20 protein-coding genes are annotated in these 19,671 nt (G+C 64.8%); 10 read left to right on the plus strand and 10 right to left on the minus strand.

Annotation, left to right across the window (positions count from 1 at the left end; all coding sequences use genetic code 11):
• Positions 1–48: 48 nt before the first annotated feature.
• A complete protein-coding gene (locus KSS94_RS09500; protein ID WP_217843555.1) occupies positions 49–2,556 on the minus strand; it encodes an ABC transporter permease in 2,508 nt (835 codons plus the stop codon).
• Positions 2,556–3,239 (minus strand): ABC transporter ATP-binding protein, encoded by a 684-nt coding sequence (locus KSS94_RS09505; protein WP_217842731.1) that lies wholly within the window; start codon positions 3,237–3,239, stop codon positions 2,556–2,558. Before KSS94_RS09505 ends, KSS94_RS09500 begins: the two co-directional genes overlap by 1 nt.
• A gap of 10 nt (positions 3,240–3,249) precedes the next feature.
• Here KSS94_RS09505 and KSS94_RS09510 point away from each other — a divergent pair, with 10 nt between their 5' ends.
• The 3 genes from KSS94_RS09510 to KSS94_RS09520 all read left to right on the plus strand — a co-directional run bounded on the left by KSS94_RS09510 (position 3,250) and on the right by KSS94_RS09520 (position 5,293).
• Positions 3,250–3,855 carry an arylesterase gene (locus tag KSS94_RS09510; RefSeq protein ID WP_217842732.1) on the plus strand — a complete coding sequence of 202 codons (606 nt, stop codon included), beginning with the start codon at positions 3,250–3,252 and terminating at the stop codon, positions 3,853–3,855.
• Positions 3,856–3,913: 58 nt separating this feature from the next.
• Entirely contained in the window at positions 3,914–4,195 is a 282-nt protein-coding gene (locus tag KSS94_RS09515) for a hypothetical protein (protein WP_217842733.1), read from the plus strand.
• Between the two features lie 120 nt (positions 4,196–4,315).
• The gene (locus KSS94_RS09520) at positions 4,316–5,293 is read left to right on the plus strand and encodes a L,D-transpeptidase family protein (protein WP_217842734.1); all 978 of its coding nucleotides are present in this window, start codon (positions 4,316–4,318) and stop codon (positions 5,291–5,293) included.
• A 126-nt stretch (positions 5,294–5,419) separates the two neighbouring features.
• On the opposite strand, the gene oprI is transcribed toward KSS94_RS09520, so the two are convergent.
• Positions 5,420–5,671, minus strand: coding sequence for an outer membrane lipoprotei OprI (gene oprI, locus KSS94_RS09525; protein WP_003259780.1), 252 nt, complete (start codon positions 5,669–5,671; stop codon positions 5,420–5,422).
• Positions 5,672–6,169: 498 nt separating this feature from the next.
• On the opposite strand from oprI, the gene KSS94_RS09530 reads away from it, so the two are divergent.
• Positions 6,170–6,451 carry a GNAT family N-acetyltransferase gene (locus KSS94_RS09530; RefSeq protein WP_110994199.1) on the plus strand — a complete coding sequence of 94 codons (282 nt, stop codon included), beginning with the start codon at positions 6,170–6,172 and terminating at the stop codon, positions 6,449–6,451.
• Positions 6,452–6,509: 58 nt separating this feature from the next.
• On the opposite strand, the gene KSS94_RS09535 is transcribed toward KSS94_RS09530, so the two are convergent.
• On the minus strand, positions 6,510–7,583 hold the full coding sequence (locus KSS94_RS09535) for a 3-deoxy-7-phosphoheptulonate synthase (RefSeq protein ID WP_217842735.1): 1,074 nt from the start codon (positions 7,581–7,583) through the stop codon (positions 6,510–6,512).
• A 162-nt stretch (positions 7,584–7,745) separates the two neighbouring features.
• On the minus strand, positions 7,746–8,168 hold the full coding sequence (locus KSS94_RS09540; RefSeq protein ID WP_217842736.1) for a PilZ domain-containing protein: 423 nt from the start codon (positions 8,166–8,168) through the stop codon (positions 7,746–7,748).
• 108 nt (positions 8,169–8,276) lie between these two features.
• On the opposite strand from KSS94_RS09540, the gene KSS94_RS09545 reads away from it, so the two are divergent.
• The 3 genes from KSS94_RS09545 (at position 8,277) to cysB (ending at position 10,923) form a co-directional block, all read left to right on the plus strand.
• The gene (locus KSS94_RS09545) at positions 8,277–9,224 is read left to right on the plus strand and encodes a putative 2-dehydropantoate 2-reductase (protein ID WP_217842737.1); all 948 of its coding nucleotides are present in this window, start codon (positions 8,277–8,279) and stop codon (positions 9,222–9,224) included.
• A gap of 100 nt (positions 9,225–9,324) precedes the next feature.
• A complete protein-coding gene (locus KSS94_RS09550; RefSeq protein ID WP_217842738.1) occupies positions 9,325–9,822 on the plus strand; it encodes a universal stress protein in 498 nt (165 codons plus the stop codon).
• A 126-nt stretch (positions 9,823–9,948) separates the two neighbouring features.
• Entirely contained in the window at positions 9,949–10,923 is a 975-nt protein-coding gene (cysB, locus tag KSS94_RS09555) for an HTH-type transcriptional regulator CysB (protein ID WP_217842739.1), read from the plus strand.
• A gap of 96 nt (positions 10,924–11,019) precedes the next feature.
• Here cysB and KSS94_RS09560 read toward each other — a convergent pair whose 3' ends face one another.
• From KSS94_RS09560 to rloA, 5 genes are all read right to left on the minus strand, one after another.
• Positions 11,020–11,754: a phosphoadenylyl-sulfate reductase gene (locus tag KSS94_RS09560; RefSeq protein WP_217842740.1), complete on the minus strand. Its 735-nt coding sequence runs from the start codon at positions 11,752–11,754 to the stop codon at positions 11,020–11,022.
• 93 nt (positions 11,755–11,847) lie between these two features.
• A complete protein-coding gene (pabB, locus tag KSS94_RS09565; RefSeq protein WP_217842741.1) occupies positions 11,848–13,191 on the minus strand; it encodes an aminodeoxychorismate synthase component I in 1,344 nt (447 codons plus the stop codon).
• A gap of 233 nt (positions 13,192–13,424) precedes the next feature.
• Complete coding sequence (locus tag KSS94_RS09570; protein WP_217842742.1) at positions 13,425–14,405, minus strand: alpha-L-glutamate ligase-like protein; 981 nt, start codon at positions 14,403–14,405, stop codon at positions 13,425–13,427.
• On the minus strand, positions 14,405–15,940 hold the full coding sequence (rloB, locus tag KSS94_RS09575) for an osmotic stress tolerance membrane protein RloB (RefSeq protein ID WP_217842743.1): 1,536 nt from the start codon (positions 15,938–15,940) through the stop codon (positions 14,405–14,407). Before rloB ends, KSS94_RS09570 begins: the two co-directional genes overlap by 1 nt.
• 5 nt (positions 15,941–15,945) lie before the next feature.
• A complete protein-coding gene (rloA, locus tag KSS94_RS09580) occupies positions 15,946–16,482 on the minus strand; it encodes a retropepsin-like aspartic peptidase RloA (RefSeq protein WP_217842744.1) in 537 nt (178 codons plus the stop codon).
• Between the two features lie 286 nt (positions 16,483–16,768).
• On the opposite strand from rloA, the gene KSS94_RS09585 reads away from it, so the two are divergent.
• The 3 genes from KSS94_RS09585 (at position 16,769) to prpC (ending at position 19,646) form a co-directional block, all read left to right on the plus strand.
• On the plus strand, positions 16,769–17,485 hold the full coding sequence (locus KSS94_RS09585; RefSeq protein WP_217842745.1) for a GntR family transcriptional regulator: 717 nt from the start codon (positions 16,769–16,771) through the stop codon (positions 17,483–17,485).
• Entirely contained in the window at positions 17,482–18,372 is an 891-nt protein-coding gene (prpB, locus tag KSS94_RS09590; protein ID WP_217842746.1) for a methylisocitrate lyase, read from the plus strand. The genes KSS94_RS09585 and prpB overlap by 4 nt, the downstream gene beginning before the upstream one ends.
• A gap of 146 nt (positions 18,373–18,518) precedes the next feature.
• Positions 18,519–19,646 (plus strand): bifunctional 2-methylcitrate synthase/citrate synthase, encoded by a 1,128-nt coding sequence (gene prpC, locus KSS94_RS09595; protein WP_217842747.1) that lies wholly within the window; start codon positions 18,519–18,521, stop codon positions 19,644–19,646.
• The last annotated feature ends 25 nt before the right edge of the window (positions 19,647–19,671 follow it).

Below are 19,671 nucleotides of genomic sequence, written 5' to 3' on the forward strand. Positions count from 1 at the left end.
ACCCCTGTAGGAGCCGGCTTGCCGGCGATGGGGCCCGAGCCGCCAGCCTCAACTCTCGCGCAACACCGCCAACGGGCTGGCATTCAGAGCCCGGCGGGTGCCCAGCACCCCGGCCCCGCCCACCAGCACCGCCCCTGCCAATGGCAGCACCAGCAGCCACGGGTGCGGCGCCCAGTGCAGGTCGAACGCATAGCGGTACAGCGCCCAGGTAATCAGCTCGCAGCCCAGCGCCGCCAGCAACCCGCTCACAGCCCCCAGCAAACCGAACTCGATGCGCCGCGCCTTCACCAGCAGCGGCCGCGCCGCGCCTAGCGCCCGTAACAGCGCGCCCTGGCGAATGCGTTCATCCAGCGTCGCCTGCAAGCCGGCGAACAACACCGCCAAGCCTGCCGCCAGCACGAACAGCAGCACGTACTCCACCGCCAGGGTCACCTGGGCGAGGATGCTGCGTAGCTGCGCCAGCAGGGCATCGACTTGCAGGATGGTCACCGCGGGGAAGGCTCGCGACAGTGCCACCACCTCCTGGTCGTGCCCCGGTTCCAGGTAGAAGCTGGTCAGGTAGGTGGTGGGCAGCCCCTGCAACGTGCCGGGCTGGAAGATCATGTAGAAGTTCGGCTGGAAGCTGTCCCAGTGCACCGTGCGCAGGCTGCTGACCCGCGCCTGGCGCTGCTGGCCGCCGATGTCGAAGGTCAACAGGTCGCCCAGTTGCAGCTTCAGGCTCTGTGCCAGTTCCGCTTCCACCGAAACCCCAGGTATCGCGTCGTCGGCCGGTACCTGCTGCCACCAACTGCCGGCGCTCAGCGCGTTACCTTGAGGCAGTTCGGCAGACCAGGTCAGGCTCAGGTCGCGCTGCACGGCGCGCTCGCCGGTGGACTCCTTGCTCACCAGCTGGCGCACCGGCTCGTCGTTGATATGCGTGAGGCGCCCCGGGATCACTGGGTACAGCGGCGCCGAGGTGGCGTTGATCTGCGCCAGGCGTTCGGCGAACGGCTGGCGGTCGTCGGCCAGGATGTTCAGGGCGAAGTGGTTGGGGGCATCCTTGGGTAACTGCGCCTGCCAGTTGTCCAGCAACTCGGCGCGCAGCAGCGCCACCAGCCCCATGGCCAGCAGGATCAGGCCGAAGGCCAGGGCCTGGCCGGCGGCGGCCAGTGGGTGGCGCAGCAACTGGCCCAGGCCCAGGCGCCAGGCCAGCGGCGCGCCGGCCAGCAGTTGGCGCAGGCTGCGCAGCCCCAGCAGCAACAGCCCGCCGAGCACCAGCGCAGCGATCAGCCCGCCGCCGAGCAGGGCGAAGGTCAGCAGCAGGTCCAGGCTCAGGCGCCACATGATCAGGCCCAGGGCCAGCAGTGCCGCGCCGTATACCAGCCAGCTGCTGGGCGGGATCGGCAACAGGTCGCGGCGCAGCACCCGCAGGGGTGGCACGCGGCCTAGCGCTGCCAGCGGTGGCAGAGCAAACCCGGCCAGGGCCACCAGCCCGGTGCCGATGCCGGCCAGGGCTGGGGTCAGGCCGCCAGGCGGCACCTGGCTGGGTAGCAAGCCTTCGAGCAGGCGGAACAGGCCCAATTGCGCCAGCCAGCCCAGTAGCGCGCCGGCCAGCGCCGCCACGAAGCCCAGCATCGCCAGTTGCAGGCAGTACAGGCCCAGGGCCTGGTGGCGCGACAACCCCAGGCAGCGCAGCAGTGCACTGGCGTCCAGGCGCCGGGCGGCGTAGCGGCTGGCCGATAGAGCTACGGCAACGCCGGCCAGCAGCACTGCCACCAGGCTGGCCATGTTCAGGTAACGCTCAGCCTTGCCCAGGGCGCCGCCGATCTGCCGGTTGCCGTCGCGGGTGTCGAGCAGGCGCTGGTTGGCGGCCAGCGACCCTTCGACGCCTTGTCGGTAGTGCGCCAGGGCCTCGGGTTCGCCGCGCCACAGGTCGCGGTAGCTGACCCGGCTGCCAGGCTGGATCACCCCGGTGGCGTCCAGGTCGGCGAGGTTCATCAACACCCGCGGGGTGAGGCTGTAGAAGTTGTTGGCGCGGTCTGGTTCGTAGGTGAGCACGCGGGTCATGCGTAGGGTCTTCATGCCCACGTCGATGCTGTCGCCGATCGACAGGTCAAGGGCCACCAGCAGGCGCGGCTCGACCCAGGCTTCGCCGGCTGCCGGGCCGCCGCCGGGTGTTTCCAAGCCAAAGGGGGCGGGTGCGCTGCGCAATTGGCCGCGCAGCGGGTAGGCCGGGTCGGCCGCCTTGATGCTCGACAGTTGAATGCCCTTGTCGCCACCCACCACGCTGGTGAACTCCACCACCCGGGCGTGGCGCAGGTTCAGCGCCGCGCCGCTGGTGACCTGCTGCTCGCTGGCCGGGGCGCTGCCCTGCAGCACCAGGTCGGCGCCGAGGAATTCGCTGGCACGCAGTTGCATGGCGCCGTTGAGCCGGGCACCGAAGTAGCCGATGGCGGTGCTGGCGGCTACTGCCACCAACAGTGCGAAAAACAGCACCCGCACTTCGCTGGCGCGGGCATCGCGCAGCAGCTGGCGCAGGGCCAGGGCGCACAGGCGCGGGAACGACAGGCGGGTCATCATGGCTCCACGGGCGCCACCAGGCGGCCGGCATCCAGGCGGATCTGGCGGTGGCAGCGCCGCGCCAGGCGTTCGTCGTGGGTCACCAGCACCAGCGTGGTGCCGCGCTCCTGGTTCAGCTCGAACAACAGGTCGCTGATGCGCTCGCCGGTGTGGCTGTCGAGGTTGCCGGTGGGCTCGTCGGCGAACAATACCGCCGGCTGCGCGGCGAAGGCGCGGGCGATGGCCACCCGCTGCTGTTCGCCACCGGAAAGCTGACGCGGGGTATGGCTCAGGCGTTTACCCAGGCCGACCCGCTCGAGCAGGCTGCGGGCATGCTCGCGGGCGTCGCGACGGCCGTCCAGCTCCAGCGGCAGCATGACGTTTTCCAGGGCGTTGAGGCTGTCGAGCAACTGGAACGACTGGAACACGAAGCCCACATGCTCGGCACGCACCCGGGCGCGCTGGTCTTCATCCAGCGGGCCGAGGTCGTGGCCGGCCAGCACTACCTTGCCGGCGCTGGGTTGGTCGAGGCCGGCGAGCAGGCCGAGGAGGGTGGACTTGCCCGATCCCGAGGCGCCGACGATGGCCAGGCTGTCGCCCTGGGCGAGGTCGAGGGAGAGGGCGTGGAGGATGGTCAGGTCACCTTCCGCGCTGGGGACCACTTTGCTAAGGTTCTGCGCAACGAGAATGCTGGGGCCCATGGAGAATCCGATGCGAATGTGGTGGTTGAGTGCCGGCCTGGCCTTGTGTTGCCTGGCCCAGGGGGCGGCGGCGGGAACTGTGCTGGTTGTCGGCGATAGTATCAGCGCAGGTTTTGGCCTGGATACCCGCCAGGGTTGGGTCACCCTGCTGCAGCAGCGGCTGAAGGACGAGGGTTTCGACGATACGGTGGTCAACGCCTCGATCAGCGGCGACACCAGTGCCGGCGGCCAGGCGCGGCTGCCGGCGCTGCTTGCAGCGCACAAGCCGCAGCTGGTGGTGCTGGAACTGGGCGGCAACGATGGCCTGCGCGGGCAGCCGCCAGCGCAATTGCAACAAAATCTTGCCTCGATGATCGACCGCTCCCGCCAGGCCGGTGCCAAGGTGGTGCTGCTGGGCATGCGCCTGCCGCCCAACTACGGGGTACGCTACACCACCGCATTTGCCCAGGTGTATGAACAGCTGGCCAGCCAGAAAAAGGTCGCGCTGGTGCCGTTCTTCCTCGATGGGGTGGGGGGCGTGCCCGAGATGATGCAGGCCGACGGCCTGCACCCGGCACAGGTCGCCCAGCAGCGCCTGCTGGAAAACGCCTGGCCGACGATAAAACCCTTGCTGTGACGCTTTTATCGGGGGCCGCTTTCGGCTAATGTTGCGCCCCCCGATTCGAGTGCCCCCGATGCCCCGCCCCGCCTGGTCCCTGTACGCCTACCAACTGATCGAGCCTGACGAGCAACTGGACCTGTTTGCCTGCCAGGAAGTGCGCGTGCACCTGGTGGCCCGTCAGCTGGAACTGGGTGTGCCGGTGGATCGTACCTTGTGCGGCGGCCTGCTGCCGGCGCAGCCGCGCTGGTCGGGGGTGGCGCGCGCCATCTACCGCGACGAGCGCCTGTGCCCCTTGTGCAAGGCCATCCTCGAGGCGCAGCGCCGTGGCATGCGGCCGGTGTGGCCGGAGCTCTGAGCCGTTTGCGTGAAACACCTTTCATCATCTGAAACGCTTGCAGCCTGCCAACGCCTCCCGCTTGTTTCGGGGCAGGTGTACAATCGTTTCCCTTGACTGATCTTTCGAAGGATTTACCGGATGTTGCCGCGCTTTCCCGCCGTCACCCGTAGCCTCTCCCTGGCCGCCCTGCTGGCAGCCGGCCCTGCTGTTGCGCTGGAGCTGCCACTGCCACCGCCCGGTGAAGACGTCGTCGGCCAGGTGCAGGTGATCAAGGCCAAGTACGAAGACACCTTCGCCGACATCGGCACCGCCAACGACCTGGGCTACCTGGAAATGATCGCCGCCAACCCCGGCGTCGACCCCTGGCTGCCGGGTGCCGGCACTGAAATTGTGCTGCCGACCCGCTACATCCTGCCGCCCGGCCCGCGCGAAGGTATCGTCATCAACCTTGCCGAGTACCGCCTGTACTACTACCCGAAAGGGCAGAACGTGGTGCACACCTTCCCGCTGGGTATCGGCCGTGAGGGCTGGGGCTCGCCGATCGCCAACACCAAGATCACCGCCAAGACGCCCAACCCGACCTGGACGCCGCCAGCCTCGATCCGCGCCGAGCACGCCGCTGACGGCGACATCCTGCCGACCGTGGTACCGGCAGGCCCGGACAACCCGCTGGGGCCGTTCAAGTTCACCCTGGGCGTGCCGGGCTACCTGATCCACGGCTCGAACAAGAAGTTCGGCATTGGCATGCGCACCAGCCATGGTTGCTTCCGTATGCTCAACAACAACGTGCTGACGCTTTCGAAGATGGTCCCGGTCGGCACCCCGGTGCGCATCATGAACGAGCCGTACAAGTTCGGTATCAGTGGCGGCAAGGTGTACCTGGAGGCGCACACGCCGCTGGACGATCACGGCAACCCGTCGGTGGTCGACAAGCACACCGCAGTCATCAATGCGCTGCTCAAGCGCGAAGACCTGGCCAACAACTTGCGCATGAACTGGGACATGGTGCGTGATGTGGTTGCCGCCGAAGATGGCATGCCGGTAGAGATCGCCGTGCCGGTCAACGGCAATGGTTCGGCGCCGGTGGTTTCGAGCATTCCGGCAGAACTGCAGTAAGCGTTTGCTAGTTGCCAAAGGCCTGCCTTAGTGCAGGCCTTTTCGTTTTTGCCTGCACGCTTTTCACCAGGCAATAAAAAAGCCGACCCACAAGTGGGTCGGCTCCATAACAATCCGTGAGGATTATTACTTGCGGCTGGCTTTGTCCAGCATACGCAGAGCGCGCTCGTTGGCTTCGTCAGCGGTTTGCTGAGCCTTCTGAGCAGCTGCCAGAGCGTCGTCAGCTTTGCGGTAAGCTTCGTCTGCACGAGCTTGGGCGCGAGCTGCTGCGTCTTCGGTAGCGGTCAGGCGAGCTTCGGTTTCTTTGGATACGCTGCTGCAACCGGTAGCCAGAACTGCGGCCAGGGCCAGAGCAGAGAATTTCAGAACGTTGTTCATCGTGTTCCCCTTCAAGGACTTTCTATTAAATAGCCATCTCTCACAAAGAGAAACTGGCCGGCGTACATAGTACCCATTACTTGTAGTAAGTAAACTGACTGAGCGCAAGACGCGCAAAAAAAATCTCACTGCAAGGGCGCCAGCCCGGGGGTTGCAGGGCAACTGTGAAAAATTCGTGCATGCACGCAAGCGGTTGTAGTAGCGGAACTTTTTTGTGAACTAATGGTGACTTTAAGTGTCCGTCAGCGTCATAGCCCATACAACATCCGGCTACTGTTGCATGCCTTGTGCAGGGTTGCACAAACCCCGACGTGGCATTTTCATCAGCGCCGCTTGAGCAATCCCGCTTGTGCCGCCTACTATTTGTAGGTGCTCCTGTGGCCAGAACGATCCTGATCGTGCGATTGTCCAAGGGGCAGAGGTGGCGTAGAGGTTCCTCCGCCGGATAAACCACATCGGTAAGGCAAGGGTCTGCCGTGAGACCTGAGAGGAGTAGTGATGAGCGAAACGCTGACCATCCACCATGACCAGGCCGGTCATCAGTTCGAGACCAACGTGGACGGTCACCGGGCCTACCTGACGTACATGGACCTGGGCAAGCAGACGCTGGACATCTACCGCACCTTCGTGCCCAACGCCCTGCGCGGGCGTGGCATTGCCGCCGCGCTGACCGAAAAGGCCCTGGAGTACGCCGAGCAGATGGGCTACACGGTGATCCCTTCGTGTTCCTATGTAGAGCGCTACATGGAGCGCCAGCAGCGCCATTCGAGCAAGGCCTGAAATTACCGCACACATGAAAACGCCGGGCATTGCCCGGCGTTTTCGTTTTGCCTGAACCTCAGCGCTGGCGCTGTGGCAGCACATCCTTGAGCTTGGCGCGCATGCTGCGCAGGGCTTTTTCGGTAGCTGCCCAGTCGATGCAGGCGTCGGTGACCGAGACCCCGTACTGCAGTTCGTCGAGGTTTTTCGGAATGGCCTGGCAGCCCCAGTTCAGGTGGCTCTCGACCATCAGGCCGATGATCGACTGGTTGCCTTCGAGGATCTGGTTGGCGACGTTTTCCATCACCAGCGGCTGCAGGGCCGGGTCCTTGTTGGAGTTGGCGTGGCTGCAGTCGACCATGATGTTGGCCTTGATCTTGGCCTTGGCCAGGTCCTGTTCGCACAGGGCGACGCTGACCGAGTCATAGTTCGGCTTGCCGTTGCCGCCACGCAGTACCACGTGGCCGTAGGCGTTACCCTTGGTGGTGACGATGGACACGCCGCCTTCCTGGTTGATGCCAAGGAAGCGGTGCGGCTTGGACACCGACTGCAGGGCGTTGATGGCCACGGTCAGGCCGCCGTCGGTGCCGTTCTTGAAACCGACCGCCGAGGACAGGCCCGAGGCCATTTCGCGGTGGGTTTGCGATTCGGTGGTGCGCGCACCGATGGCCGACCAGCTGATCAGGTCCTGCAGATACTGCGGGGAGATCGGGTCGAGGGCTTCGGTGGCGGTGGCCAGGCCTTTTTCGGCCAGGTCCAGCAGCAGTTGGCGGCCAATGTGCAAGCCGTCCTGGATCTTGAACGAGTCGTCCAGGTATGGGTCGTTGATCAGGCCTTTCCAGCCGACGGTGGTGCGCGGCTTCTCGAAGTACACGCGCATTACCAGGTACAGGGTGTCGGAGACTTCTTCGGCCAGCACTTTCAGGCGCTCGGCGTACTCGTGGGCGGCCTTGATGTCATGGATCGAGCACGGGCCGACCACCACGAACAGGCGATGGTCCTTGCCGTCGAGGATATTGCGCACCACTTCGCGGCCGGCAGTCACGGTCTGCAGGGCCTTGGCGCTGAGAGGGATTTCCTTCTTGAGCTGATCGGGGGTGATCAAGGTCTCGTTGGAGGCAACGTTAAGGTCATCGATCGGTAAATCAGCCATCGTGTTACTCGTCAGGTCACGGGTGCCGGCCGCCAGCGATCCCCCGTGCGGCCCAGCAGCAGATTGTTCGCAGCGGGGAGGCCGAACCTTAGCGCGTTAGCGGGGGCGCGACAATGGGCTGGGGCCCGTCATTACGGGGTTTTTACCGGCCCGGGGCGGTTTTCAGGCGTTGCCTGGGCGCAGGCTGGCTTCGGAGAACGCCTCGGCGTGCAGGCTGACCCAGCGTTCGGCCAGTTGTTGTGCACTTAGCCCGGCCGGGTCATGCAACTGGCAATAATGGTGGATCTGGCACACCTGCTCGCCCATGCGCGCACCAAACAGCGCCTGTTGGTCGGTAAACGCCACGCCCACCCGGTAACCCTGGTCGAGCCGTTGGCACCAGGCCACGTAGCCTGGGTAGCGGGCCTCCAGGCCAAGTGAGGGGATCAGTACCTCAACCGCAGTGCCGCGGCGGTAGGCGCGCGGTTGCAGGCAGGCGATGCCGCCGAGGCCCTGGGTGAGCAGGTGGCGGCGGAACAGGTGGGAGGCGGGGCGAAAGGCGAGTTCGACCGGAATCTCATCGGGGTGGGGCAGGTATCCGCACATGGTCGACTCCGTGTCGATTATTTGACCTTCTTCGCCACAGTATAGAGAGGGGTCGAAAACCGGCTGATTTGCGTGTAGAAAAACGGACGAACGACACAGGAGAACAGCATGAACCCTCGTACTACCCGCATTGGCATCATCGGCAGCGGCGCTATTGGCGGTTTCTACGGCCTGATGCTGGCCCGCGCAGGCTTTGACGTGCATTTTTTGCTGCGCAGCGAATACGCCGCGGTGCGTGAGCAGGGGCTCAAGCTCGACAGTGCCGTGCACGGCCAGTTGCAGATGCCGGTACAGGCCTACGACAGCGCAGCCAGCATGCCGCCCTGCGACTGGCTGCTGGTGGGCGCCAAGGCCACCAGCAACGCCGAACTGGCGCCGTTGATCGTGCAGGCGGCAGCGCCGGGTGCGAAGGTAGTGCTGTTGCAAAACGGCCTGGGTGTCGAAGAGCAGTTGCGCCCGGCCTTGCGTGGCGACATGCACCTGCTGGGCGGCCTGTGCTTCATCTGTGTCCATCGACAGGGCCCGGGTGATATCCGCCACCAGGCCTTGGGCGCGGTCAACCTGGGTTACCACAGCGGCCCGGCGGCCGATGGCGGCGCAGCGGTGGTGGAGGAGGGCGCCGGGCTGTTCCGTGCGGCGGGCATCGACTCCCAGGCCATGGCCAACCTTGAGCAGGCGCGCTGGCAGAAGCTGGTGTGGAACGTGCCGTACAACGGCCTGTCGGTGCTGCTGCAAGCCAGCACCACGCCGTTGATGGCCGACCCCGACAGCCGCGTACTGGTGCAGGCGCTGATGGCTGAAGTGGTGGAGGGGGCCCGGGCCTGTGGCCTGGAGCTACCCGATGGGTACGCTGAGCACCTGTTGCGGGTGACCGACCAGATGCCTGACTACTGGCCAAGCATGTACCACGACCACGCCCAGCAGCGGCCGCTGGAATTGCAGGCGATCTACGCCGAGCCGCTGCGCAGGGCTGCTGCTGCCGGTTGCCAGTTGCCGCGTATGCAGGCGCTGTATCAGGCGCTTACTTTCATCGATCGGCGCAACGTTTCGGTGTGACCTACCCGGCCCGAGCCAGCAGCGCCGGACGGCAAAGCGCCGGTCGATGGCGCTGCTAAGCTCAAGCTTGCTCTGCCGCTACGGCAGTCGAGGAGGCCGAATGATCCGTTCCATGCTGTATGCCACCGACCTGGGGGTATACGCGCCTTTCGTCATGCAACACGCCCTGGCCTTGGCGCGCACGTTCAAGGCAGAGCTGTATGTGATTCATGCGGTAGAACCCATGGGCCAGTTCGCCGAATCCCTGTTGCAGAGCTACCTTGACGAGCAGACCCTCGACACCCTGCATAGCGAGGGGGTGAACACGGTGATGGCCAATATCGAGCAGAAGGTCCTGGAAAACTTTCGTGACGAATTGGGCGAAGAGGCTGATCTGGCGCTGATACGAGCTGTGCGGGTACGCCAGGGCGACCCGGCCCAGGTGATTCTCGAGCAGGCCCAGCGCCTGGCCGTTGACCTGCTGATCTTCGGTAGCCACAGCGCCGGGGCGGGGGTGGACGTACCGCTTGGTCGCACGGCGGTGAGGCTGCTGCAACTGTCGCCGGTGCCGGTGTACATGGTGCCACTGGCACAGCACTTGGGCCGTAGGAAAATTTAACTGCGCAGGTAAGGCTAACCCGTAGAGGCGTAACAAAATAGTTCTAGATTTATTGCTGGAGCCACTAATATAGTTATAACTCGTCGCGGCCAGCAGCCGGTGACTCACCGCCTTTGAGGGATATCTATGAAGCTTCAACAACTGCGCTACATCTGGGAAGTGGCGCACCATGACCTCAACGTTTCCGCGACGGCGCAGAGCCTGTACACCTCCCAACCCGGTATCAGCAAGCAGATCCGCCTGCTCGAGGACGAGTTGGGCGTTGAAGTGTTCGCCCGCAGCGGCAAGCACCTGACCCGCGTCACCCCGGCCGGCGAACGCATCATCACCACCGCCGGTGAGATCCTGCGCAAGGTCGAAAGCATCAAGCAGATCGCCCAGGAGTTCTCCAACGAGAAAAAGGGCACGCTGTCCATCGCTACCACCCACACCCAGGCGCGCTACGCCCTGCCGCCGGTGATCAGCAACTTCATCAAGCAGTACCCGGAAGTGGCCCTGCACATGCACCAGGGCTCACCGATGCAGATCGCCGAGATGGCCGCCGACGGCACGGTCGATTTCGCCATTGCCACCGAGGCGCTGGAGCTGTTCGGCGACCTCATCATGATGCCCTGCTACAAGTGGAACCGCTGCGTGGTCGTGCCCCAGGGCCACCCGCTGACCAAGCTGCCGAAGCTCACGCTGGAAGCGGTGGCCGAGTACCCGATCGTCACCTACGTGTTCGGCTTCACTGGCCGCTCGAAGCTCGATGAGGCCTTCAACCACCGCGGCCTGACCCCCAAGGTGGTGTTCACCGCAGCCGACGCCGACGTGATCAAGACTTATGTGCGCCTGGGGCTGGGTGTGGGCATCGTGGCCAAGATGGCGGTTGACCCGAAGCTCGACAGCGACCTGGTGTGCCTGGATGCCAGCGAGCTGTTCGAAGCCAGCATCACCAAGATCGGCTTCCGTCGCGGCACCTTCCTGCGTGGTTTCATGTGCGACTTCATCGAGAAGTTCGCTCCGCACCTGACCCGCGAAGTGATGGCCAAGGCCATCCAGTGCCACAACAAGCAGGAGCTCGAAGAGCTGTTCGAGGGTGTCGAGCTGCCGGTGCACTAAAGGCAGTCGCAAGCCTCAAGCGGCAAGTAAAGAGCAGTCCGTACGCGGTCTGCTCTTTTTTCTTGTGGCTTGCAGCTTAAAGCTTGCCGCTGCTTCTCAGGCTTTGTTGATCAGGTTGCCGGCATGCAGCCCGCACTCTTTCTGCGTGGCCTCTTCCCACCACCAGCGGCCTTCGCGCTCGTGCTGGCGCGGCAGCACCGGGCGGGTGCACGGCTCGCAGCCGATGCTGATGAAGCCGCGCTCGTGGAGGCTGTTGTATGGCAGCTCGAGCATGCGGATGTAACCCCACACTTCCTCGCTGGTCATCTGCGCCAGCGGGTTGAACTTGTACAACGGGCGCTCCGGGGTGGAGAAGGCGCTGTCGATCTCCAGCGCCGCCACCTGGCTGCGGGTGCCCGGGCTCTGGTCGCGGCGCTGGCCGGTGGCCCAGGCGCTCACGGTGGCCAGCTTGCGGCGCAGCGGCTCGATCTTGCGGATGCCGCAGCACTCGCCGTGGCCGTCCTTGTAGAAGCTGAACAGGCCCTTTTCCTTGACGAACGGGTCGAGCTTGTCGCGGTCGGGGCTGAGCAACTCGATGGGCAGGTTGTACTGCTCGCGCACCTGGTCGATGAAGCGGTAGGTCTCCGGGTGCAGGCGCCCGGTGTCGAGGCTGAACACCTTGACCTGCTTGTTCAGCTTCCAGGCCATGTCCACCAGCACCACGTCTTCGGCGCCGCTGAAGGAGATCCACAGGTCGTCACCAAAATGCTCGAAGGCGAGCTTGAGAATGTCCTGTGGGGACTTGCTGGCATAGGTCGCGGCCAGGGCGGCGACGTCGAAGGGTTGGCTCATCAGGCGGTTTCCATCGGGTGAGTGGCGCTGTGCGCTCGTAATGGGCAAATGGTAACAAAAAATGGCGGGTTAGACCTGTCGCGCCGCGATGGCTCAAAGGTCCTGCAAGGTCTCCATCAATACCCGCACCTTGGCGATCGATTCTTCGTACTCGGCCTCCCAATGCGAGTCCGCCACCACCGCGCCGCCGCCCCAGCAACTCACCTGGCCATCCTTGACCAGCAGGCTGCGGATGGCGATGGAGCTGTCCATCTCGCCGCGCACGTCCACATACAGCAAGGATCCGCAATACAGCGCCCGGCGCGCGGGCTCCAGCTCATCGATGATCTGCATGGCACGGATCTTCGGCGCGCCGGTGATCGAGCCGCCGGGGAAGCTGTCGCCGATCAGTGTCAGCGCGTCCTTGCCCGGCGCCAGGCGGCCGGTGACGCTGCTGACCAGGTGGTGCACGTTGGGGTAGCTCTCCAGGCTGAACAGCTCCGGCACCCTCACCGAGCCGATCTCGCAGGTGCGGCCGATGTCGTTGCGCAACAGGTCGACGATCATCAGGTTTTCCGAGCGGTCCTTGGGGCTGGCCAGCAGCTCGGCGGCGTTGTGCGCATCCTGCGCCGGGTCGCTGGCGCGCGGGCGGGTGCCCTTGATCGGGCGGGTTTCCACCTCGCCCTGGCTGACGCGGATGAAGCGCTCCGGCGAGAAGCTCAGCAAGGCTGCGCCATCGCCCAGTTGCTGATAGCCCGAGAAGGGCGTCGGGCAGGCCGCGCGCAGGGCCTGGTAGGCGTGCCAGGGGTCGCCCTGGCAAGGGGCGCGAAAACGCTGGGTGAGGTTGATCTGGTAGCAGTCACCGGCCTGGATGTAGCACTGCACCTGATCGAAGGCGGCGCGGTACTGGGCCGGTTGCAGGTCGCCGGTCATCGCTGCGAGCAGGCGGAAGTGCGTTGGCTGTGCAGTATCTGGCGCTTCGAACAGTTCAGCCAGGCGCTGGCGCTCGCTGTCGGCGAGCTTGGGGTGAAACACCAGCTGGCTGGTGGCGAGCTGGTGGTCAGTCAGCAGCGCCCAGGCGTACAGCCCCAGTTGCGCGTCGGGCAGGCCCAGGTCGTCCAGCGCCTGCGCCGGCAACTGCTCCAGGCGGCGGCCGAAGTCGTAGCTGAGGTAGCCGATAAGGCCGCCGGCAAATGGCAGCTCGATGCCCGCTGGCAATTGCGCTTCGCCAAGGCCTGCCAGGGCCTGGCGCAAGCGCTGCAGGTACTCGCGGCCGTCTTCATCCGCTTGCACCTGCAGTTGTTGCAGCGGCCAGGCGCTGAGCAGGTCGAAGCGGCCGCGTTCGGCGCCGGGGCGGGCGCTGTCGAGCAGGATGGCGCCGGGGGCGTTGCGCAGGCGTGCGAAATGATGGGCTGGGTCGGCTTGGTAGGGCAGGGGGTGGAGCGTACAGGTCGGCATCAGAATGGACGGCGATGAAAAGCGAAGGTGCCGATTGTAGACCTGTGTAGGAAATGCGCCTAGCGCTGGGGGCGACATTCACATGTTGTGTAAGGACGTGGCCGGACGCGGACCGTGTAGGAGCGGCCTTGTGTCGCGAAAGGGCCGCATAGCGGCCCCAGGATATCAGCACCACATAGAATCGCCGGGGCCGCTACGCGGCACTTTCGCGGCACAAGGCCGCTCCTGCAGGATCAATTCGGCTGAACGTGCCCGAACAACCCCTGCGCCACCTTCACCCGCTGCTCGGCATCTTCGCTGCGGCCTTCTTTGGCCAGCATCTCGATGTGCGCCTCGATGGCGTGGGTGCGCTGGGTCAGGCCGCAGTCGTTGGCGATCTGGATGTTCAGGCCAGGGCGGGCGTTGAGTTCGAGGATCAACGGGCCCTTGTCCTGGTCCAGCACCATGTCCACGCCGATGTAGCCGAGGCCGCACAGCTCGTAGCAGCTGGCGGCGAGCTTCATGAAGCCGTCCCAGTTCGGCAGCTGCACGCCGTCCACCGCGTTGGTGGTGTCCGGGTGCTTGCTGATGATCTTGTTCAGCCAGGTGCCGCGCAGGGTCACGCCGGTGGCCAGGTCCACGCCCACGCCGATGGCGCCCTGGTGCAGGTTGGCCTTGCCGCCCGACTGGCGGGTCGGCAGGCGCAGCATGGCCATTACCGGGTAGCCCATCAGCACGATGATGCGGATGTCCGGCACGCCTTCGTAGCTGATGCTCTTGAAGATCTGGTCGGGGGTGACCCGGTACTCGATGAGCGCGCGGTCGCGGTGCCCGCCCAGGGAGTACAGGCCGGTGAGGATGCTCGAGATCTGGTGCTCGATTTCCTCGTGGCTGATGATCTTGCCCGACACCGTGCGGTAGCGGTCCTCGAAGCGGTCGGCAACTACCAGGATGCCGTCACCGCCGGCGCCTTGCGCCGGCTTGATGACGAAGTCGCTGCGCCCGCCGATGATCTCGTCGAGTTTTTCGATCTGCTTTTCGGTCTCGATGATGCCGTACATCTCCGGCACATGGATGCCGGCCGCCAGCGCGCGCTCCTTGGTGATGATCTTGTCGTCGACGATCGGGTACAGGTGGCGCTTGTTGTACTTCAGCACGTAGTCCGCGTTGCGCCGGTTGATACCCATGATGCCCCGGGCTTCCAGGGCCTTCCAGGTCTTGATCAGTCCGAACATCAGGCGTCAGCCTTCTTCAGGAATGCCTTGAAGCGCACGAGCTCGGTCAGGCGGTAGCCGCGGTAGCGACCCATCGCCAGCATGAAGCCCACCAGAATCAACAGCACTGCCGGGAAGGTGAACACGAAGTACACGGCTTCCGGCACGGTCATCAGCAGGTGTGCGATGGACGCGGCGAACAGGGTGCCGATGGCCACTTTCATGGCATGGCCGCCACCACGCTCTTCCCAGGTGATCGACAGGCGCTCGATGGTCATGGTCAGGATCACCATCGGGAACAGCGCCACCGACAGCCCGCGCTCCAGGCCCAGCTTGTGGCTGAACAGGCTGATGGCGGCGATCAGCACCACCACGAAGGTCAGCACCACCGACAGGCGCGGCAGCATCTGCAGCTTGAGGTGCTCCAGGTACGAGCGCAGCGACAGCCCCAGCGCGGTGATCACCGTGAACAGCACGATACCGAAGCCCAGCTGCGTTTCGCGGAAGGCCAGGGCAATCAGCACCGGGGTGAAGGTACCCAGGGTCTGGATGCCGATCAGGTTGCGCAGGATCAGGATCACCAGCACGCCGATCGGGATCATCACCATGATCATGAAGGTTTGCTGGGTTTGCAGCGGCAGGCCGTACAGCGAGTATTCGAGGAAGTCCGCGTCGGTGTTTTCGTCGGTCAGCTTGGCCAGGCGGATGGCGTTCATCTCGCTGTTGTTCATGCTGAAGGTGACGCTGGCCTTCTTGCCACCATCGACGCTGATCAGGTTGTCGTCACCGGTCCACCACAGCAGGCGGTCGGCCGGCAGGCCCTGTTCGCCGGTGTCCGGGTTGAAGTACAGCCAGTCGTTGCCGTTGAAGCTGCGCAGCCACAGTTCAGGGGTTTGCGGGGTGTCGGCCACCAGGCGGATGGTGTGCACCTTCTCCAGCGGCACGTGGGCGATGGACAGCAGCAGGTCGATGACCTGGGCCTTCTTCATCGACGAGGTGTCGCCGGCCAGCAGCAGCTTGACGTTGTCGTCGTTGAGGTTGTTGACCCGCTTGATGGTCTCGCTGACGAAGGTCTCGACGTCGGCCGAGTGCTGGCGGATCGGTGCCATCAGCGCCTCGGCGGCGATTTTCTCGGGGCCCTCGACGGCCAGGCTGTCACGGAAGGTCGGGCCCTTGATCTTGGTCTTTTCGTTGCTGTAGCGCTTGGTCAGCACCAGGCGGTAGTAGAGGGTCTGGTTGCCGCTGGCGCGGCGCGCCGACCAGGTCACCTTGCGGTTGCCGTCGGCGCGGTTGACGCTGACCCCGTAGTTGTTGGAGATGAAGCTCTCGTTGAGGCTCACGTAGTCACGGTTGAGCGGCGGCACGAACATCTGCACCTTGACCGGGTCCTTGGCGCTGGCGACGAACTCGACCTTGGCGTCGATGTTCCACAGGTCGTCGGTTTCGTCTTCGGTCACCGGGATGCCCAGGGCGAAGATCTGGTAGGCCGTGACGGCAACGCCCAGCAGCACCAGCACGGTGATCAGGACTTTCAGGTGGAGGGTAAGAGAGCGCATCGGGATTACTCTGCTTTGGGAGCTTCGGTGGCGCAGGCAGGTTTGCCGGCCGCGTATTTAAGGCTTGGGTCGACCAGTGCATCCATGTGCTTGAGGGCCTCGGAGCCGATCAGCAGCGGGAACTGGAACGCGCTGCGGTCGGTGAGGTTGACCTCGATGGTGCGCAGGGTCTGGCCCATGCAGATATCGAGTTCGATGACCGGGCGGGCGGTGTAGGCCTTGCCCGATTCGGCGTCATAGTCCCCGGCGCGGCGCTTGATCTTGCTGACCCGGGCCAGGGGGCGTTCGATGGGGTGTTCGTGGGCGGCGTCGATGGCCAGGTAGAAGCGCACCCAGCTTTCGCCGTTGCGCTTGAAGCGCTTGATGTCACGGGCGCTGAGCGAGGCGGTCTTGGCCCCGGTATCCAGTTTGGCTGCCACTTCCAGGTCGAGGTCGCCCAGCCGGGCGTATTCGTTCAGGCCGTACACGGTCTTCTGCGCCGCGGGCGCTAGGGCCGGCAGCACAGTCAGGCAGAGCAGCAATGCAGCGAGTATCGGTTTCATAGTCCTGGCGCGGTGCTGTGCGGGGTTCTGGGCAAGGCGACGGGCCAAGCATCCTTAATAAGCCTGTCAAAAGCATGAAATGATGACAGGCACGCTATCCGTGCTCCGAAAGGAGCGCGGCATTCTATCACGCCGATGTGTTGACGCCAGCGCGCCCGCGATCAGACCGTGGCGGGGCCGGGTAAGTTCGTTCTTAGACGATTGTCGACAATATGCTTTTTGTCTTTGACTCTCCGCCTCTGTTTGGCTAGTTTTGCTGGCATGGTTTTCAAAGGTGTCGACAATCATGCTGGATGCCGTGCAAGCACCCGCCAACAGCCAGGACGAAACCGAGACGCTCTCGGAGAACGTCTTCCGCCGCATCCAGGCGGCCATCGTCAAGGGCGAGATCGCCCCCGGCAGCAAAATCTCCGAGCCAGAGCTTGCGCGCACCTACGGCATCAGCCGCGGCCCGCTGCGCGAGGCCATCCACCGCCTCGAAGGCCAGCGCCTGCTGGTGCGCGTGCCCCACGTCGGCGCGCGGGTGGTGTCGCTGAGCCATGCCGAACTGATCGAGCTGTACGAAATCCGCGAGTCGCTCGAAGGCATGGCCTGCCGCCTGGCCGCCGAGCGCATGAGCCAGGCTGCCATCGACGAGCTGCGCCATGTGCTCGACACCCATGAGCGTGACGCCGCATTCCAGGCCGGGCAGGGCTACTACCAGCAGGAAGGCGACTACGACTTCCACTACCGGATCATCCAGGGCAGCGGCAACCAGACCCTGTACAAGATGCTCTGCGGCGAGCTGTACCAGCTGGTGCGCATGTACCGCATCCAGTTCTCCACCACCCCCAACCGCCCGCGCCAGGCCTTCGCCGAGCACCACCGCATTCTCGATGCCATCGAAAGCCGTGACGGCGAACTGGCAGAACTGCTGATGCGCCGGCATATCGGTGCATCCAAACGCAATATCGAGCGCCACTACCAAGGCGCAGACAACAATAGCCCACGAGGTGAGTCATGACAGTCAAGAGCACGCCCGGCCAACGTTTCCGCGACGCGGTCGCCGCCGAACACCCGTTGCAGGTAGTCGGGGCGATCAACGCCAACCATGCGCTGCTGGCCAAGCGCGCCGGGTTCAAGGCCATCTACCTGTCCGGCGGCGGTGTGGCCGCCGGCTCCCTCGGCCTGCCGGACCTGGGTATCAGCGGCCTGGACGACGTGCTCACCGATGTGCGCCGCATCACCGATGTGTGCGACCTGCCGCTGCTGGTAGATGTCGACACCGGCTTCGGCGCCTCGGCGTTCAACGTCGCCCGTACCGTGAAGTCGATGAGCAAGTTCGGCGCTGCGGCCATCCACATCGAGGACCAGGTGGGTGCCAAGCGCTGCGGCCACCGCCCGAATAAAGAGATCGTCACCCAGCAGGAAATGGTCGACCGCATCAAGGCGGCGGTGGATGCCCGCAGCGACGACAGTTTCGTGATCATGGCGCGCACCGACGCGCTGGCGGTAGAAGGCCTGAACGCCGCGTTGGACCGCGCCGCCGCCTGCATCGAGGCCGGCGCCGACATGATCTTCCCCGAAGCCATCACCGAGCTTTCGATGTACAAGACCTTCGCCGACCGGGTAAAGGCGCCGATCCTGGCCAACATCACCGAATTCGGGGCCACGCCGCTGTACACCACCGAAGAACTCGCCTCGGTGGACGTGTCGCTGGTGCTGTACCCGCTGTCGGCCTTCCGCGCCATGAACAAGGCTGCCGAGAACGTCTATGCCGCCCTGCGCCGCGATGGCACGCAAAAGAACGTGATCGACACCATGCAGACCCGCATGGAGCTGTACGACGCCATCGGCTACCACGCCTTCGAGCAGAGCCTGGATGCGTTGTTCGCGCAGAAGAAAGGGTGAATTTTGAGGGCCCCATCGCCGGCAAGCCGGCTCCTACAGGTAACACCTACCCCTTGTAGGGGCCGGCTTGGCGGCGCTAGGGCCGGTACAGCCACACACGATTAGCCAGAAGAATTCCATAACAAGTTCAAGAAAGGAGAAACCCCATGGCCGAAGCAAAAGTACTCAGTGGCGCAGGCCTGCGTGGCCAGGTGGCCGGGCAGACGGCGCTTTCCACCGTCGGCCAGGCCGGTGCCGGCCTGACCTACCGCGGCTACGACGTGCGTGACCTGGCCGCCGGCGCCGAGTTCGAGGAAGTCGCCTACCTGCTGCTGTACGGCGAGCTGCCCAGCCAGGCCGAGCTTGCCGATTACAAGCACAAGCTCAAGGGCCTGCGCGAGCTGCCCCAGGCGCTGAAGGAAGTGCTCGAGCGCATCCCGCGCGACGCCCACCCGATGGACGTCATGCGTACCGGTTGCTCGGTGCTCGGCACCCTGGAGCCCGAGCTCACCTTCGAGGCCCAGCGCGACAAGACCGACCGCCTGCTGGCGCTGTTCCCGGCAGTGATGTGCTACTGGTACCGCTTCACCCACCACGGCGTGCGCATCGACTGCAGCAGCGACGAAGACACCTTGGGTGGCCACTTCCTGCACCTGCTGCACGGCAAGAAGCCGAGCGCGCTGCATGTGAAGGTGATGAACGTCTCGCTGATTCTGTACGCCGAGCACGAATTCAACGCCTCGACCTTCACCGCGCGGGTGTGCGCCTCGACCCTGTCCGACCTGTATTCCTGCATCACCGCTGCCATCGGCTCGCTGCGCGGCCCGCTGCACGGCGGCGCCAACGAGGCGGCCATGGAGCTGATCGAACGCTTCCAGAGCCCGCAGGACGCCACCGCCGAGCTGCTGCGCATGCTCGAGCGCAAGGACAAGATCATGGGCTTCGGCCATGCCATCTATAAAGAGTCCGACCCGCGTAACGAGGTGATCAAGGGCTGGGCCAAGCAGCTCGCCGACGAGGTCGGTGACCGCGTGCTGTACCCGGTGTCCGAGGCCATCGACAAGACCATGTGGGAGCAGAAGCGCCTGTTCCCCAACGCCGACTTCTACCATGCCTCGGCGTACCACTTCATGGGCATCCCGACCAAGCTGTTCACGCCGATTTTCGTCTGCTCGCGCCTGGCCGGCTGGGCCGCCCACGTGTTCGAGCAGCGCGCCAACAACCGCATCATACGCCCGAGCGCCGAGTACACCGGCGTCGAGCAGCGCAAGTTCGTGCCGATCGAGCAGCGTTAAGGCAAAGGTCGCCGGGGCTGCTGCG

The organism is Pseudomonas fakonensis (assembly GCF_019139895.1).
In the GTDB taxonomy this organism is placed as follows: domain Bacteria; phylum Pseudomonadota; class Gammaproteobacteria; order Pseudomonadales; family Pseudomonadaceae; genus Aquipseudomonas; species Aquipseudomonas fakonensis.